This is a genomic window from Iodobacter ciconiae (assembly GCF_003952345.1).
GTDB classification, from domain to species: Bacteria; Pseudomonadota; Gammaproteobacteria; order Burkholderiales; family Chitinibacteraceae; genus Iodobacter; species Iodobacter ciconiae.
Genome location: NZ_CP034433.1, coordinates 228822 through 246182, shown reverse-complemented (window position 1 = coordinate 246182; position 17361 = coordinate 228822). Strand labels below are relative to the sequence as shown.

General features: G+C 47.3%; 7 protein-coding genes and 5 tRNA genes. 4 read left to right on the top strand and 8 right to left on the bottom strand.

Annotated elements, in window-relative coordinates; translation table 11 throughout:
• Window positions 1–44 precede the first annotated feature (44 nt).
• Window positions 45–1421, top strand: coding sequence for an acetyl-CoA carboxylase biotin carboxylase subunit (gene accC / locus EJO50_RS01035; protein WP_125971165.1), 1377 nt, complete (start codon window positions 45–47; stop codon window positions 1419–1421).
• A gap of 78 nt (window positions 1422–1499) precedes the next feature.
• Here the strand turns inward: accC and EJO50_RS01030 are convergent, their stop codons facing one another.
• The 8 genes from EJO50_RS01030 to alr form a co-directional block, all read right to left on the bottom strand.
• Window positions 1500–8018: a response regulator gene (locus EJO50_RS01030; protein ID WP_125971164.1), complete on the bottom strand. Its 6519-nt coding sequence runs from the start codon at window positions 8016–8018 to the stop codon at window positions 1500–1502.
• Window positions 8019–8267: 249 nt separating this feature from the next.
• Window positions 8268–8342, bottom strand: a tRNA-Glu gene (locus EJO50_RS01025).
• Between the two features lie 39 nt (window positions 8343–8381).
• Window positions 8382–8458, bottom strand: a tRNA-Arg gene (locus EJO50_RS01020).
• Between the two features lie 19 nt (window positions 8459–8477).
• Window positions 8478–8552: transfer RNA gene (locus tag EJO50_RS01015), tRNA-Glu, on the bottom strand.
• A gap of 45 nt (window positions 8553–8597) precedes the next feature.
• Window positions 8598–8674: transfer RNA gene (locus EJO50_RS01010), tRNA-Arg, on the bottom strand.
• Window positions 8675–8682: 8 nt separating this feature from the next.
• Window positions 8683–8775, bottom strand: a tRNA-Ser gene (locus tag EJO50_RS01005).
• Between the two features lie 247 nt (window positions 8776–9022).
• The gene (locus tag EJO50_RS01000) at window positions 9023–10249 is read right to left on the bottom strand and encodes an aspartate kinase (protein ID WP_125971163.1); all 1227 of its coding nucleotides are present in this window, start codon (window positions 10247–10249) and stop codon (window positions 9023–9025) included.
• A gap of 319 nt (window positions 10250–10568) precedes the next feature.
• Window positions 10569–11642: an alanine racemase gene (gene alr, locus EJO50_RS00995; protein ID WP_125971162.1), complete on the bottom strand. Its 1074-nt coding sequence runs from the start codon at window positions 11640–11642 to the stop codon at window positions 10569–10571.
• A 134-nt stretch (window positions 11643–11776) separates the two neighbouring features.
• Between alr and lplT the strand changes: the two genes are divergently transcribed.
• From lplT to EJO50_RS00980, 3 genes are read left to right on the top strand one after another with little or no spacing between them, the layout of a single operon-like run.
• Window positions 11777–13069: a lysophospholipid transporter LplT gene (lplT, locus tag EJO50_RS00990; protein ID WP_125971161.1), complete on the top strand. Its 1293-nt coding sequence runs from the start codon at window positions 11777–11779 to the stop codon at window positions 13067–13069.
• Complete coding sequence (locus EJO50_RS00985) at window positions 13062–14177, top strand: efflux RND transporter periplasmic adaptor subunit (RefSeq protein WP_125971160.1); 1116 nt, start codon at window positions 13062–13064, stop codon at window positions 14175–14177. Before lplT ends, EJO50_RS00985 begins: the two co-directional genes overlap by 8 nt.
• Window positions 14174–17230 carry an efflux RND transporter permease subunit gene (locus EJO50_RS00980; RefSeq protein ID WP_125971159.1) on the top strand — a complete coding sequence of 1019 codons (3057 nt, stop codon included), beginning with the start codon at window positions 14174–14176 and terminating at the stop codon, window positions 17228–17230. Before EJO50_RS00985 ends, EJO50_RS00980 begins: the two co-directional genes overlap by 4 nt.
• Window positions 17231–17361: the final 131 nt, after the last annotated feature.

Sequence of the window (17361 nt, the reverse complement as noted above, 5' to 3'; positions counted from 1 at the left end):
CATCACCTTCTCCCGCTTACTTTTTACTCCTCACGGAGCTTCCCATGTTTGAAAAAATCCTGATTGCAAATCGCGGAGAAATTGCGCTACGCATTTTGCGCGCCTGCCGCGAAATGGGCATCAAAACCGTCGTTGTGCATTCCGAAGCCGATCGCGAAGCAAAATACGTGAAATTGGCCGATGAATCAGTCTGTATCGGCCCAGCCTCATCGACCCTGAGCTATCTGAATGTTCCGGCGCTGATTGCTGCAGCCGAAGTCACCGAAGCGCAGGCGATTCACCCAGGTTACGGCTTTTTAAGCGAAAACGCCGACTTTGCCCAGCGCGTAGAGGAATCCGGCTTTGCCTTTATCGGCCCGCGCCCGGAATCGATTCGCTTAATGGGCGATAAAGTATCTGCCAAAGACGCCATGAAAGAAGCAGGTGTGCCTTGCGTGCCCGGCTCCGATGGCGCACTGCCGGATGATCCTGCCGAATTAATGAAAATTGGTAAGGCCGTGGGCTACCCGGTGATCATTAAAGCTGCTGGTGGTGGTGGTGGCCGCGGTATGCGTGTAGTCAACACTGAAGAAGAGCTCGTAGCGGCAGTTGAGCTCACCAAATCGGAAGCAGAAAAGTTCTTCGGAAACGCCATGGTTTACATGGAAAAATACCTACAGAACCCGCGCCATATTGAAATCCAGATCCTGGCTGACCAGCATGGCAACGCTATTTACCTAGGCGAGCGCGACTGCTCCATGCAGCGTCGCCACCAAAAAGTCATCGAAGAAGCACCGGCACCAGGCATTACCGAAGCACAGCGCAAACAGATCGGCGAAAGATGTGCAGCAGCCTGTCGCAAGATTAATTATCGCGGAGCAGGTACATTCGAATTTTTATTTGAAAACGGCGAATTCTATTTCATTGAAATGAATACCCGTGTGCAGGTTGAACATCCGGTGACAGAAATGATTACCGGCATCGACATTGTGCAAGAGCAGATCCGCGTAGCCGCTGATTTACCATTGCGCTATGCACAAAAAGACGTGAAACTCAAAGGCCACGCCATTGAGTGCCGGATTAATGCGGAAGATCCGTTGAAGTTTATCCCAAGCCCAGGAAAAATCACCACTTACCACACCCCGGGCGGCCCAGGCGTACGCGTAGATTCACACGTTTACCAAGGCTATACCGTACCGTCGCATTACGATTCGATGATAGGCAAAATCATTACCTATGGTGATAACCGCGCGCAAGCGATGGCCAGGATGCGAATTGCGCTATCAGAAATGGTTGTACAGGGAATTAACACCAATATTCCCTTACACCAGCAGCTCTTACTGGATAAAGCCTTTATTAAAGGCAGCACCAGTATTCATTACTTAGAGCACAGAATGCCGGAAATCAGAAAGCAACTGGAAGGCAAGCTGGTACAGCCCTAAAATAAAATACCGTAATCTGAACAACACCCCAAAAATTGAACATATGTCCTTATTTTTGGGGTGTTTTTTTTATGCTGGCTACGCGTCAATTTTTTGCAAAGCACTACAAAGCTGCTGCATGGACCGATCCAGCTCGCCAATATGATGATGTAGATTGTCTCCAGTTTCACCCTGACGTAATAAAGATTCAACCTTGCTGGCAAATTGTGTTAAATCGTTAAACGATAAATTTGCCGCCGCGCCTTTTAAAGAATGAGCCGCTCTGGACGCGCCCTCCATATCCCCCTGCATTAATGCAATACGAATTCTTTCTGGATTATCACGCTCGCTCATGGCCAGTTGCTGAATCACTAACCAATACAAAGCAGCATTATTACCCAGCCTTGCCAGGCCATCATAAATATCCAGACCTGCAACACCTGATAATAATTTTAATTTATCCAGTTCGGATAAAGCAGTTTGTAGTAAAGGTGTTTCAGATTTTATTTCCGAGACTACTGATCGTGCCTGAGCATTAGCTGTCAGATTCTCGGCAGGCAACGTGTCACCAATATAGATACGGGTGCAGCCATCTGCCGCCAAACGATGCTGATGCCAGTATTGTAAACGCTCAAACAAAAAAGCAGGGTCAATAGGTTTTGTAATATGCTCATTCATTCCTTCTGCTAAACAGCGCGCTCTTTCCTCATTAATGGCATGAGCCGTCATTGCAATAATTGGCAGGGTATTAAATACCACATCACTACGAATTACTGCAGTGGCTTCATGCCCATCCATTTGTGGCATTTGCAGATCCATTAATACACAGTGATAATATTTCGGACCAAATTCAACAATTTTTTTAATTGCCTCATGGCCATTATTTGCAATATCAACATCCACACCGGCAGAGCGCATTAACTCTAATGCAATCTGCTGATTTACCAGATTATCTTCCACCAATAAAACATGCATGCCCTTTAAATTGGGCACAATATCGCTGCGGGTAAACGAAACCACATCACGCAATAATTCAGGAGCAAAAATGGTTAATAAAGTATCGACTACCATTGATTGATTAATCGGTTTAAACAGAAAACCATCAATATGTGCTGCTTGCGCCTCTGCCCGGATATCTTCGCGGGTATAAGCCGTCACCAAAACGACCGATGGGGTATGGCACAGTTTCTTATCCAGACTAATCCTGCGGGCCAGCTCTAAACCATCCATTTCCGGCATACGCCAATCGGTAAATACCACACTGTATGCCTGCTGTATTGCGTCTGCACGATGCAAATTTACCAGTGCATCTTCTCCCGAGGGCACTGCATCCACAACAAAAGTGAGGCTTTGCAACGATTCCTTCAGAATCTCGCGGGCAACCGCATTATCATCAACAACCAAAATACGCATGCCATGCAAATGATGTGGCAAACGAACACCGGGCTGCTGTGTAGCTTCACGCTCAAAAACGCAGGTAAACGCAAAAACAGAGCCTCTGTCCGGCACGCTTTGCACCTCAATTTCTCCACCCATCATTTCTACCAGGCGCTTGGAAATTGATAAACCCAAACCTGTGCCACCAAATTTACGCGTAGTCGTACTATCGGCCTGGCTAAAAGGTAAAAACAGTTTTTTTGACTGCTCCAAACTCATTCCCAAACCTGTATCTCGCACAGCAAAACGCAAAACTACCTGCTTTGCATCAGAATGAGTTAATTCACAAATCACATGCACTTCACCCTCTTCGGTGAACTTAATTGCATTACTTACCATATTGAGTAAGACCTGTCCCAGGCGTAAAGGATCGCCAACTAAATGCCTGGGAACATTAGGATGAACCTGAAAAAGGTATTCAATCCCTTTATCTTCTGCTTTTCCGGAAGTGAGAGTCGCAATATTGGCAAAGACCTGGTCAAGATTAAAATCGATTCTCTCAATGGATAATTTACCCTCTTCTATTTTAGAGAAATCCAAAATATCATTAATGATTCCCAACAGTGACTGACCGGCATAATGAATCTTTTGCACATAATCACGCTGGCGATCATTTAAATCTGTTTTCAGCGCTAAATGAGCCATACCAATTACTGCATTCATTGGTGTTCTGATTTCATGGCTCATATTGGCCAAAAACGCGCTTTTTGCCTGAGTTGCTGCTTCTGCTGTTTTTTGTGCCAGTTTTAATTCGGTAATATCCATTGCAATCCCCCCAACGGCATATACACTGCCATCCGCATCCCTGAGGGGAAATTTATGCGTTAAAAAAGTATGTAATCCATCAGCAGTCATAATTTCTTCTTCAACCTGCTGAGGCATGTTTTGCTCTATGACCCGCTGATCCTGAATTAAAAAACGACTTGCTGTTTCGGGCCCGGCAATTTCCTCATCCGTCATCCCCACCAAAGATTCACCGGATCGGTTAAATAGCTCGGCAAAACGCAAGTTATGCCTTAAATAACGGCCATTTAAATCTTTTAAAGAAACCAGCGCCGGGGAAAACTCTAAAATAGATTCCAAAACATTCCGGTTACGCTCTAATTCCACCGTGCGTTTTGCTACCAGTGATTCAAGTTCCTGGTACATTTGTGCATTTTCAATTGAAATTGCAGCCTGCGCAGAAAGCCATTCCAATACCTGCCTGCGTTGCATAGAAAAAGTATTGCTAATCGTACTATGCTCTAAATAAAGGACCCGGCGGCCGGCACTGCTGCGCCCTAATGCACGGCAAAGAATAGAAGCGGGACGATACTGGGTAAAATAAATATCCCCCCTGAATTCAGAAAACTGCGTCAATTCATTTAATAAAGTAGTTTGCCCGGTATTAAAAACGAAACGTAATAAACTTTCCGGTAAAACCGGCTGCACAAAATTTAAAATAGCTTCAATTTGTAACTGATCACCATCGCGCACCACAATAGCCCCGCGATCTGCACCTGCGGCTTCGATAATGATTTTTAATAAACGCCCTAATAAGGGCTGTACCCCCACCTCACTGGAAATCGCCTGTACTGCCCGTAAAATAGCCAGGGTATCAAGGCTATCTAGGGCATGCAGTGCATCCACATCATTCTGGATAACCTCCAGCTCTTGCCTTGGCAACACTTTTAAACGCAGCTCAACCCGCCCCATCAGCGCTAAAGCATGGCATTGCCGGTAACAGGTCGCCGCCTGAGTGAGGATTTGCTGAATAGGCTCAAAAGCACAGTCTCGCTCTTCTAGCCACAGCCCCAGCACCTCGTGAAAATAGCCCTCATCCAGCAAAAAACCTCTTTGCTGGGCCAGGCGAATCGCATGCCAGTATAAAAGCTCAGCGTCTTCTACCTGATGATCCAGCCGCGCCCGCTCTGCCCGTAAAAAAACCAGCTTATGCTCTACATTTTCAGGAGACCCTTCTTGCGAAATTTGCTCAAAATAATCACTGACTCCAATCAAAGTATTCACATAAGCCTGCCGTTTTTTCCCTATACTTTTGCGGGCTAAAGCAGCAAGAGCCAGGCCATGAGAAAAACGCCAGGTTAAATTTAATAAATAAGTTGACGGATAATCCTTGCCTATTTGCTCCGCTAATAACAAAGCTGCATCATATTCTTGTGAATAAATCTGCAAAGACAGCTGTGCAATATGTAAACCTGCCATAACAATTGGTACGCCCCCCCAAGATTGCCGGAAAGCCTGCACATCAAAATGTTCACCATTTAAATCACTTAATGAATTGGTTTCACCGTGTAATACCCTTGCTAAGGCTTCAAAGGGTTGTGCAAGCGTTACAGGAAAAATCACATCGCGGGTTAAGCAATACTGAACCAGCTGCTGATTACTGGAAATCACATCAAGCATGCTGCGACCAAGAAAAAAATGATTCCAGGGCTTTGCCACCAATACATATGCGCCATAAACTAAATCATGCGCTTTTAATGCCAGATTGTAATTTTCATCCAGCAGGGGCAGTGTTGTTTCTGCATGTAGTGTCCAGTGATTAATATTCCATATGTAATACGTAAAGGCGCGGTTATACCCCCATAAATCAAATAATTTTTCTCGGCTTAATTTCAGACCTGTATCTGAAATATGGCGGGCATCCTGATAATTTTTGAATTGGGAAATTAAGGTTATACCCAAAAGCGTATAACAAAATGGTGAAAGTAGCGCATTACCATACAAAATAGAACGATTAACACCAAGCGCAGAAATAAGTGAAAATAAAGGGTAGTTAGTAAAAATAGCCGACTCAGAAATAGATGCAATAAGCTTTAATATTGTGTCTGTTTCTGCATCAACAGCTAAAGGTAAATCATATAAACTGGACAGTTCTTTTTCTAAAAAATGATTTCTGAAAGTCACCATTTCACTTTGAAAGCGAATATTCATTCCATAGCTATCATTTATTTCAGGAATATCTATTCCAAATAGAATCAAACCAAGCCGGCCCACCTCTAAATTTTCAATCATTCTCCCTTTTCGGCTGTAATAAATACTTTGCCGGATCCGTGCCTGAGCCTTGTCTAAAGCGCTCAAACCTCTGGATAATAAGACTTCAATTAATAGCTCAAATCTCTCATCCAGATTACATAAATCACAGGCTTCTGATGCATTTAAATAAATATCAAAGCTAAGCTGATAATGCTCGGCCCATGAATCTTCAGGTAATAAAGTAATAGAGGTATCTAAATAGCGCATGGCAGCCTGATATGCCATTGCTGCTCTGGCTTTTATCCCCGCTCTCAAATTCAGCTGGGCATAAATTATTCGCTCTTGCGGCAATCTGACTTTATCTAAACCATGATTCAGCTGATCTACAATATCAAACAAAGACGCTTCAGTTGCCTCTGCAGATATTTGCTGTAATAAATGACGACCAATTTCCAGATGCAAGCTGTTTAAATTACGATTTAAACCAGCGGAATATGCGGCTTGCTGAATCCTATCGTGGGCAAACTGAAAAATTTTCTGCCCTTCTCCATCCTGTACAGCCAAAAGCAGCTCATCGTGTAAAGCAGGAGCAAGCAAAGTAAGAATATGGGCCTCTGTGGAATTTTCAACAATAGCCAATAAAACCAAATCAAAACGTTTACCGATACACGCAGCAGTTTGTAAAACTATCTGCGTTTCAATTGAAAAGCAATTTAAACGCTGCGTCATTAATTCAACCACATTATCTGCAGCATCCTGCAAGCGAGCCTGGTTTAATTCCCAATACCATGTGTTTTTGGCATAGTCAAAATATAGCTGGCCTTTAGCCTGCATATTTTTAAGAAACTGCCGGGCGTAAAAAGGATTACCTTCCGTTTTACTCATTAATAAATCGCTTAATTCTGTTACATTCTGGATATTACGGCAGGTATCTTGAATCATTTCACTTAAATGCCCGGCACAAAGCGGCTTTAAAGTCAGCCTTTCAATCCACACTTTACTTTTGACCAACTCATTCAACATATTTATTAATGGGTGGTTAATATCTACCTCATTATCACGATATGCCGTAATAATAAGTAAATGGGCCATTGTGCTATTTTGAGAGAATGACTGTATCAAGGTGAGCGAAGCAAAATCTGCCCACTGCAAATCATCCAGAAACATTGCAAGCGGATGCTCTTTACTGGCAAACAAGGCAACTAGCCGGGTAAATGACTCATTAAATCGACGCTGTGCGGCATCGCCATTTAATAAGGGCACACTAGCTTGCGGCCCTATAATCTTTTCTAAATCGGGTAAAACATTAATCACAATTTGAGCATTTTCGCCTAATGCATCAGTTAGTTTTATCCGCCACTGAGCTAGCTCCCCTTGTTTACTAGCTAATACCTGGCGCAGGAGTGATTTAAAAGCTTCTATTAAGGCAGAATAAGGCGAATCACGCCTGAACTGATCAAACTTGCCAACAATGAGCCGCCCTCCTTTATTTTCTACTTCAGCCCGAATTGAATGCGCCAGGGTAGATTTCCCAACGCCGGAATAACCACTTAGCATACAAACAATTGCTTGCCCCTGAGTTGCCCTGAAATATAATTCCTGTAAATATTTAATTTCCTGCTCACGCCCATACAAACGATCCGGGATCATAAATTGAGAGCCCACATCGGTTTCACCCAGAGTAAATAAAACAATATCACCTGTAGTTGTTAATTGCTGAATACATAAGGCAAGATCTGCAGCCAGCCCTCTGGCCGTTGCATATCTTGCCTCAGGAGATTTGGCTAGTAATTTTAAAATAAGATTTGAAATCTGCAGCGGCAATTGCGGTATTAATAAAACAGGGGCAACAGGCAGCGAAGACATTTGCTGGTGTGCCAAATCAAGTAAATCATCAGCCGAAAAAGGCAATCGTCCTGTGAGCCATTCATAAAGAATAATGCCCAGTGAATATAAATCACTGCGTTTATCAAATTGCGCCAAACGTCCTGCCTGCTCAGGCGAGGCATAACGCAGGCAAAGCAGGCTTAATACCAGCTCATCAGGATGCGCAGCACGAATGCAGGCGCCTAAATCTGTAAAACTAATATATTCAGGCCGTAAAGCACCATGTACCCCTTTTTTTTCATGCCAGGCAATAAGCTGCCCCGCCAATTGCAATGCTTTATTCAAAAAGATGAGTAAATCTGAAAGGGAATGGTTCATATTGGCCAACGCACCCTGTTAGCAAACAACAATTGCTAAAAATATATTTTTAGAACAATCTTTTGTAAACCAAAGATCACCCCTCATTTTATGAAAGATTCAGGCAACTTGCCCAAAACCTTCACTGATCCCGAGTGTCCTGCAGAGTAGATTTGCTATCAGCCAGGTATTCGCCCTATTCAAACAAAGGACGTAAAAAAACCACCCGACCAAGAAGGTGGAGTGGTGATTTATACAGTACGCAATACATGGCGTTCCCACGGGGAATCGAACCCCGGCCGCCGCCGTGAAAGGGCAGTGTTCTAACCGCTAAACTATGGGAACATCTTTAAAAACAATTGCAACTAATAAGCAGTAATTGAATGGTGCGGCTGAAGAGATTCGAACTCCTGACCCTCTGGTTCGTAGCCAGATACTCTATCCAACTGAGCTACAGCCGCAATACTATTACTGTAAAACTGGCGATCCCACGGGGAATCGAACCCCGGCCGCCGCCGTGAAAGGGCAGTGTTCTAACCGCTAAACTATGGGATCATACTTTTAAATCTATTTATCATTACAAAACACAGTAACAACAAATGGTGCGGCTGAAGAGATTCGAACTCCTGACCCTCTGGTTCGTAGCCAGATACTCTATCCAACTGAGCTACAGCCGCAACATGCTTGGCGGAGAGCAAGGGATTCGAACCCTCGATACAGGTTTTTCCCGTATGCTCCCTTAGCAGGGGAGTGCCTTCGACCACTCGGCCAACTCTCCGTCAAGGAGCCGAATACTACGCAAACACCGTGAATGAGTCAACCGCTAATCTGCAATTAATTGAAGCTTGATGAGCATTTTCTTACTGTTCTGCATGCGGCAAACGCTAGTGTTCTGTTTTGTAAAGGTAAATACAAAAGGGATGCAGAACATAAAATTCCGCATCCCTTTAAAAAAATCCCTGTCTGCAAAAAACATGGCAACCCCTGTTTTAAAACAGAACCGGATTTCTTTTATAAAGCCCTTTCTATTGAATCGTATCCAGGCCAAACGCCTTATGCAGCACGCGCACGGCCAACTCCAGGTACTTCTCATCCACCACAACCGAGATTTTAATCTCCGAAGTTGAAATCATTTGAATATTGATCCCTTCTTCAGCCAGTGTGCGGAACATGGTAGAGGCTACACCCACGTGCGAGCGCATGCCTACGCCTACAATCGATACTTTACAGATTTTATCGTCACCATTGATCTGGCGAGCGCTAATCTGGCTTTGTGCGCCCTCTAATACTTTAATTGCGCGGCCCAGATCATTTTTGGGCACGGTAAAGGAGAAATCCGTTGTGCCATCCTGGCCCACATTCTGGATAATCATATCAACGTCGATATTGGCATCTGCCACCGGGCCTAAAATTTGATAAGCAATGCCCGGTTTATCTGGCACGCCGATCACATTGATACGGGCTTCATCACGATTAAACGCAATGCCGGAGATAACGGGTTTTTCCATCTTACTGTCTTCCTCGAAGGTAATCAGCGTGCCATCGCCTTCTTCTTCGAAAGAAGACAAAACACGTAACTTCACATTGTATTTACCGGCAAATTCAACCGAACGCGTTTGCAATACCTTTGAGCCTAAACTGGCCATTTCCAGCATTTCTTCAAAAGTAATCGTGGAAAGCTTGCGTGCTTCCGGCACCACGCGTGGATCAGTCGTGTAAACACCATCCACATCGGTGTAAATCTGGCATTCGTCGGCCTTAAGTGCTGCGGCAAGCGCTACACCTGTGGTGTCCGAGCCACCGCGACCTAAGGTCGTGATGTTGCCCTCTGCATCCACGCCCTGGAACCCTGCGACAATCACCACTTTGCCCGCAGCCAAATCGCTGCGCATTGCGCCATCGTCAATATGCTGGATACGCGCCTTGGTGTGCGCGCTGTCGGTCAGGATTTTGACCTGACCACCGGTGTAGCTTACTGCATCAACGCCGATTTCTTTCAGCGCCATGGCCAGTAGACCGATAGTGACTTGCTCACCGGTAGAGACAATAACATCCAATTCACGAGGATCCGGGTTGGCCTGAATTTCCTTGGCCAGTGCGATCAGCTTATTGGTTTCGCCGGACATCGCAGAAACAGCAACGACGATATCGTGCCCTTTTGCTTTGAATTTAGCCACGCGGCGTGCCACGTTTTTAATCCGCTCGGTAGAGCCTACCGAGGTGCCGCCATATTTCTGAACAATCAATGCCATGGATCAAACCTGCTGCTTGGGTAGGTTTTAAAAGGAAGGATCATTGTAATGAAACCCGGCCATCTTTTCGAGCAAGAAAAACAGTTTAAGCCATCATTTATGCATGAATTGTTATGCTGTTTAGGCATAAACATCATGATCAATAAGCATATGTTTTAAACACAAGCACTACATCAACACTTCAAGCACAAAAAAACCACCTCAAAAAAACAAAAATACCCGAATATGCACAATAGCATTTACAAAAAAAGCGCAAAACTCAAACCTAGCTTCACTTGCGCCTTGGCTGTCTCATGTCACTGATTGATCATGACATAAATCATGGCTCAACAAAAACCGGCACTCTGGCCGCAATGGCACACATCAGCTCATATCCGATGGTGTCAGCTGCAAGCGCAACCTCGTCAATAGGCAGATTTTTTCCCCACAGCTCAACCTGGCTGGCAAGACCCGAAGCAGGTAAATCACTTAAATCAACCGCCAGCATATCCATTGACACCCTGCCAATCAGGCAGCTACGCACACCATCAACTAAAACCGGTGTTCCGGTCGGTGCATGGCGAGGATAACCATCAGCATAGCCGCAAGCCACAATGCCAATCCGCATCGGCCTGACCGCCACAAAACCTGCTCCATAGCCAACCGTTTCCCCCACTTTTAACTCCTGAACAGAAATCACCTCAGCACTTAAAGTCATCGCGGCCTGCAAGCCCAGCTCTGCAGCACTCTTTTCACTAAAAGGAGACGAACCATATAGAGCAATGCCAGGCCTGACCCATTGCTGCTGTGTTTCGGGATAAGCCAATAACGCAGCCGAATTGGCCAGGGAAACCGGTAATTGCAGGCCATGGCATGCCGCATCAAAACGCGCTCTCTGCGCCGCCACACCCTGCCCGGGATCATCAGCAGTGGCAAAGTGAGCCATCAGAGTAATACTGGCGACATGACTGCATTGTTTTAAGCGCTCGACCAGAAGAGGCGCTTGCTCGGCAGGAAAACCAAGGCGATTCATGCCGGTATTAAGTTTCAGAAACACATGGACCGGCGAGCTTAAATCGGTATTTTCAAGCCAGCCCATACCGCACTCATCATGCACTGACAGCCAGAAATCATGTTTGGCACAAAGCTGTAATTCCGCCGCTGAAAAAACCCCTTCCAGTAATAAAATGGGCTGCTTTACGCCCAGCGCTCTTAAAGAGAGTGCCGATGGCATTTCTAAAATGGCAAAAGCATCAGCATGGGGCAAAGCCGTCACCATATTCGCAAGACCATGACCATAGGCATTGGCTTTAACCACAGCAAACACTTTGCTGCCCGGTGCGCACGCCTTTATATGAGCGTAATTAGCGGCAAGCGCGTCAGTATGAATCACAGCACGAATCGGGCGAGTCATGACAAAACCACAGCTGGAGAAAAAACAAAGAGTATAAACCTAGTTGATTGCGCATAAGACGCAAAAGCGACAATGCTTTGACATAGCATTTCGTGATATAAACCCCTCACTATAAAAAAGGGTACTGCCCCAAGATGGATCGTGGATTTTTCATTATTCTTGGCGCGCAATTTTTATCTGCGCTTGCTGACAACGCCCTCTTCTTTGCAGCCCTCGCGCTACTGAAAGAGCAACATTCACCCGAATGGCATTTGTCTATGCTGCTTTGGTGTTTTACCGTTTCCTATGTTGTACTTGCCCCCTTCGCTGGCTCTTTTGCTGATTCCATGCACAAGGGCAAGGCCATGATGATCTGCAATGGGATTAAGCTTATCGGTTGCCTGGGCATGCTGGTTGGCCTGCCACCGATTATGGCCTATGCCCTGGTCGGCTTTGGTGCTGCAGCATATTCACCGGCCAAATACGGCATCATTACTGAATACTTACCCCATGAAAAACTGGTCGCTGCCAATGGCTGGCTGGAAGGGGCAACAGTCAGTGCCATCATCTTCGGCACAATACTGGGCGGTCTGCTGGCAGGCTCGCACGTAGCGCCCTGGCTAAAGAGCACGGTACTTGGCTCTGTTTTTTCCCCTGCCACCTTCGCAATTGCCGCAATCATTTTGCTTTATCTCGCAGCATCCTGGCTGAACTGCTACATCCCGAAATTGAATGTAGAGCTTAAACCACTACAGCTGCAGCCCATCGCGCTGACCAAGGAGTTCTGGGGCTGCGTTGCCAAACTATGGAAAGACCCGCAGGGCCAGTTATCGCTCGGTGTAACCACGCTCTTTTGGGGAGCAGGAGCCACCATGCGCCTGGTAGTATTGAACTGGGCCATTATTTGGTTGAACTTTTCCATGGAACAAGCAACCCAGTTAGTCGCGGTAGTTGCATTTGGCATTGCGGCAGGTGCGATTGTTGCCGGTCATTGTGTTCCGCTCAAAAAAGCTTTCAGCGTGCTCCCTGCCGGAATTGCCATGGGTATTATGGTGATCGGCATGCTCTTTGTTCACAATACCTGGCTTGCTGCATTTCTGATGTTTATTGTGGGCTGCCTGTCAGGCTTCTTTGTGGTGCCATTAAACGCCATGTTGCAACACAGAGGTCATACCCTTATGGGGGCCGGGCACTCTATTGCCGTGCAAAACTTTAATGAGAATATTGGTATATTAGTCATGGTAGGGATTCATGCCATGATGGTGAAATACTTTAGCCAGCCCGTTACCGAAGCAGCAAGTAAAGCCGTAGTACATCAATTTCAAGCCAGCGGAATACCGCCTATGTATGCCATTATCACAGGCTTTGGCCTGTTAGTGGCTCTGACCATGATTGCGATCACCGTACGATTCCGGCGCGGTGTTCGTGCCGGGATTATGAATGACTAAATTTAGCCTGCCCCTGATTGCCCTGATGCTTGTGAGCTGCAGTAAAGAAGCAGCAAAGGAAAAACCTGAACGAGCGCCCCAGCAAGTCACCACCACCACAACACAGACTGCGGACATTGCTCTGAACTTAAGTGCCCAGGGTCACGTCAGCCCGCTGGATCAGGTTGAAGTTCGTCCGCAAAAAAGTGGCCTCATCCGCAAAGTCCATTTTAAAGAGGGCGATCAGCTCAGCGCAGGCCAGCTTTTATTCAGCCTGGATGCAAGAGAAGACGAAGCCAATGTACGTCAGGCAATAGCCAAACTTGCACAAAGCCAGGCCCAGCTGGCTGCGGCAGAGCGCGATTACACCCGCTCCAAAGAGCTGGCTGCTCAAAGTTTTATTTCTAAAACTGCACTGGACAATGCCCAAAGCAAATTGGAAACCCTGCAAGCCACACTAGCTGCAGAACGTGCAGCAGTAGATGCCGCAAAAGTAAATTTATCCTACTCACAAATCAGAGCCCCGCTAAGCGGGCGCGCGGGTTTAGTTGAAGTGCACACAGGCAGCTATGTGCAGCCCAGCATCGCCACCCCCTTGGTCACCATCAGCCAGCTCGACCCGATCACCGTGGCATTCAGCCTGCCCGAGCGTAATCTTGGGACTTTGCAAAGCGCCCCAAGGCCCATTTTAGTAAGCGCCTCCTTAGCCGATGGCAATAAACTGCAAGGTAAGCTGAGCTTTATCGACAACGCGGTCAACGCAAGCTCGGGCACTATTGCCTTAAAAGCAGAATTTGCCAACCCTAAAAAACAACTCTGGCCCGGTGCATTTATACCGGTACAAATTGCGGCTGGCACACTTAAAAATGCGGTTATCCTGCCGACTCAGGCTGTGCAAACCGGCCCGGCCCAGCGCTTTGTATTTGTGATTCAGGCAGACCAAACGGTCAAATCTATTCCGGTTGAATTGCTGCAAGTTGAAAACGAGCAAGCCGTTGTCAGCGGTATTGGCAGCAATATCAAGGTCGTAAAAGAGGGCGGACAAAATCTGCGCGAAGGCAGCAAAGTACGCGAAGCCCAGAAGCATAATGCAAGTTCAGCCCAAACTGCCGCCAGCGCCACAAAATGAATATTTCCTTACTGAGTATCAATAAGCCCATCGCAACAACGCTTCTGTGGCTGGCCGTGGTGGTCGCCGGGGTAGTGGCCTGGTTTAATCTGCCCATCTCTGCCCTGCCCTCGTTTAATATGCCCACCATCGAAGTGTCTGGCAGCCTGCCCGGAGCCAGCCCGGAAACGATGGCCACCTCGGTGGCAACCCCGCTCGAAAAGCAATTTTCAACTATTCCCGGCCTGGCTGTTATCACCTCAAGCAGCACACAGGGCCGAGTATCACTGACGCTGGAATTTGACGCCAACCGCAATATCGACGATGCCGCAGTCGATGTACAAGCCGCGCTCTATCGAGCATCGCGCGGCCTGCCCAAAGATATGACCAGCCCGCCCAGCTATCGCAAGGTAAACCCTGCGGATGCGCCGGTGCTGATGGTGGGGATTAACTCACCATCCATGAGCCTTGCAGAGCTGAACGATTACGGCGACAACCTGATTTCCCCCACATTATCAACCCTCAATGGCGTAGCACAGGTTACGGTTTACGGGCAAAAACGCTTTGCCGTGCGGGTGCAGGTTAATCCTGAACTATTGGCTGCAAGGGATATGACGCTGGCCGAGTTATCCGCCGCGCTCAAATCTGCCAATGCCAATAGCCCGGTCGGTCAGCTTGATGGTAAGCGCCAGGTGTTGGCCCTGCAAGCCAACGAGCAGCTAAAAAATGCGGCCGATTTTTCTGATTTAATTGTTGCGGAAAAAAACAAGCAGGCTGTACGCCTCTCGGATGTCGCCACCGTTGAAGACAGCGTTCAAGATGTAAAAAGCGGTAGCTGGATTAATGGCGAGCGCTCGATCGTACTGGCCGTGATGCGTCAGTCTGATGCAAATACCGTAGCCGTAGTCGATGCAATTAAAGCCGCCTTGCCGCAATTAAAATCGCAAATGCCTGCCTCAGTGAATGTGCAGGTTTTAAACGACAGATCGCAATCGGTACGCGAAGCCATTCACGATGTTAACCTCACCATGCTGCTAACCATGCTGCTGGTTGTGGGGGTGATTCTGCTGTTTCTACGCCGCGCCGCAGCCACGCTGATCCCGGCTTTATCGCTGCCTATCTCGCTGATTGCCACCTTTGCACTGATGCACTGGCTGGGATACAGCCTCGATAATATCTCGCTGATGGGGCTGACCATTGCCATTGGTTTGGTAGTAGATGATGCGATTGTGGTGCTTGAAAATATCATGCGCCACGTAGAAAACGGTATGAAGCCCTTAGCGGCGGCCATTCAGGGCGCGCAGGAAGTAGGTTTTACCGTAGTATCGATTTCGGTCTCGCTGATTGCCGTATTTATCCCGATATTCTTTATGCCCGGCACCATTGGCCTCTTGTTCCATGAATTTGCCGCCGTCGTTACCTTAGCAATTACAGTGTCCGCCATCGTGGCATTAACGCTGATCCCGATGCTGGCCGCGCGTTATATTAAGCACGAAGCCCCCGACGCCCATGTGCCCGCATGGAGCCGCTTTTTTGAGCGTGCATTTAATGGCTTGCTTGGCGCGTATCAGCGCACGCTGGATTGGAGCCTTGGCCGGCGCAAACTGATGCTGGCTGTCGCACTTGCCACCTTTGTACTCACTGGCTGGCTATATCAATCCATGCCCAAGGGCTTTTTTCCCGAAGAAGATATCGGCCAGATTCAGGCCAGCAGCGAGGGCCCACAGGATATTGCCTACCCTGCCATGCTGAAACTGCATACCGAAGTTGCCGAGCGGATTCAAAAAAACCCCAATGTCAATGTGGTGGTTTCCAGCTTATCCAGCGGCAACCGTGGCCGCTTGTTTATTACCCTCAAGCCCAGTAACCAGCGCGCTTCCATGGACAAAACACTAGCCAGCCTGCGCAAAGACACCAGCGGTATTACCGGCATTTCGGTATTTTTTAACCCGACACAAAATTTAAAAATTGGCGCACGCAGCTCCAAAAGCCGCTACCAGTACACCCTGCAAGCCGTGCAATCGGATGAGCTGGGGGAGTGGTCAGAAAAACTAATGCGCGCCATGCGTCAATCCCCCGTCTTTACCGAAGTCACGTCGGATACTGAAAAACGTGGCCTGCAGGCCAGACTCAATATTGATCGCAACAAGGCGCAAACCCTGGGCGTCGATATGCAAAATCTGCGTGACACTTTGTACGGCGCTTTTGGCGAGCGCGAAATCAGCACTATTTATCTGCCACAAGATAGCTATTCGGTACTGATGCAGCTCGCGGATGCATATCGTGCAGATGAATCAGCGCTCAATAAGCTCTATGCCCGCAGCAATAGCGGCACTCTGGTACCTATCTCGGCCTTTTCCAGCGTTGAGCGCATCATGACCAATAACGCCATCAACCATCAGGGCCAGCTGCCTGCGGTCACGCTGTCTTTTAATATGGCTGAAGGTAAAACGCTCTCCGAAGCAGCAACCCAAATTGAAGCCCTGAAGCAAGAAATCCAGCTACCTCCTAAAATATTTGGTGAATTCGCAGGAGATGCAGCGGTCTTCCAGCAATCTCAAAACACCCAGCTCTGGCTGATTCTGGTGGCCGTGGCGGTGATTTATGTGATTCTGGGCGTATTGTATGAAAGCTGGATACACCCGCTCACCATTTTGGCAGGTATCCCTTCTGCTGCCGTGGGGGCGCTCATTGCGCTGGATATCGTCGGCCTGCCACTTACCTTTATCGCCATGGTCGGGATTTTGCTCCTGATTGGGATCGTCAAGAAAAACGCCATTATGATGATCGACTTCGCGCTGGAAGCCGAACGTAAAGAAGGTAAAACGCCAGTTGATGCGATTCGGGAAGCCTGCTTACTACGCTTTCGCCCCATTATGATGACCACCCTCGCTGCCATTATGGGCGCCATGCCAATTGCTATCGGCATCGGCGCAGGTGCCGAGCTGCGCCAGCCCATGGGCGTGGCTGTCGTCGGTGGGCTGGTGCTCTCGCAGCTCATCACCCTTTATATCACCCCGGCTCTCTATTTAAGCTTTGATAGCTTGCAAAAACACTGGCAAAAAGCCAAATAAGAAAAAGGCCAGCATATCTGTGCTGGCCTTTTTTATTTCAATCGGTATAAAGAGTAGATAAAAAATCCAGCTCTACTCTTGAATAACAAAAACCAAAAAATAATTTGATTAAATGTCTGTAATATTTAATG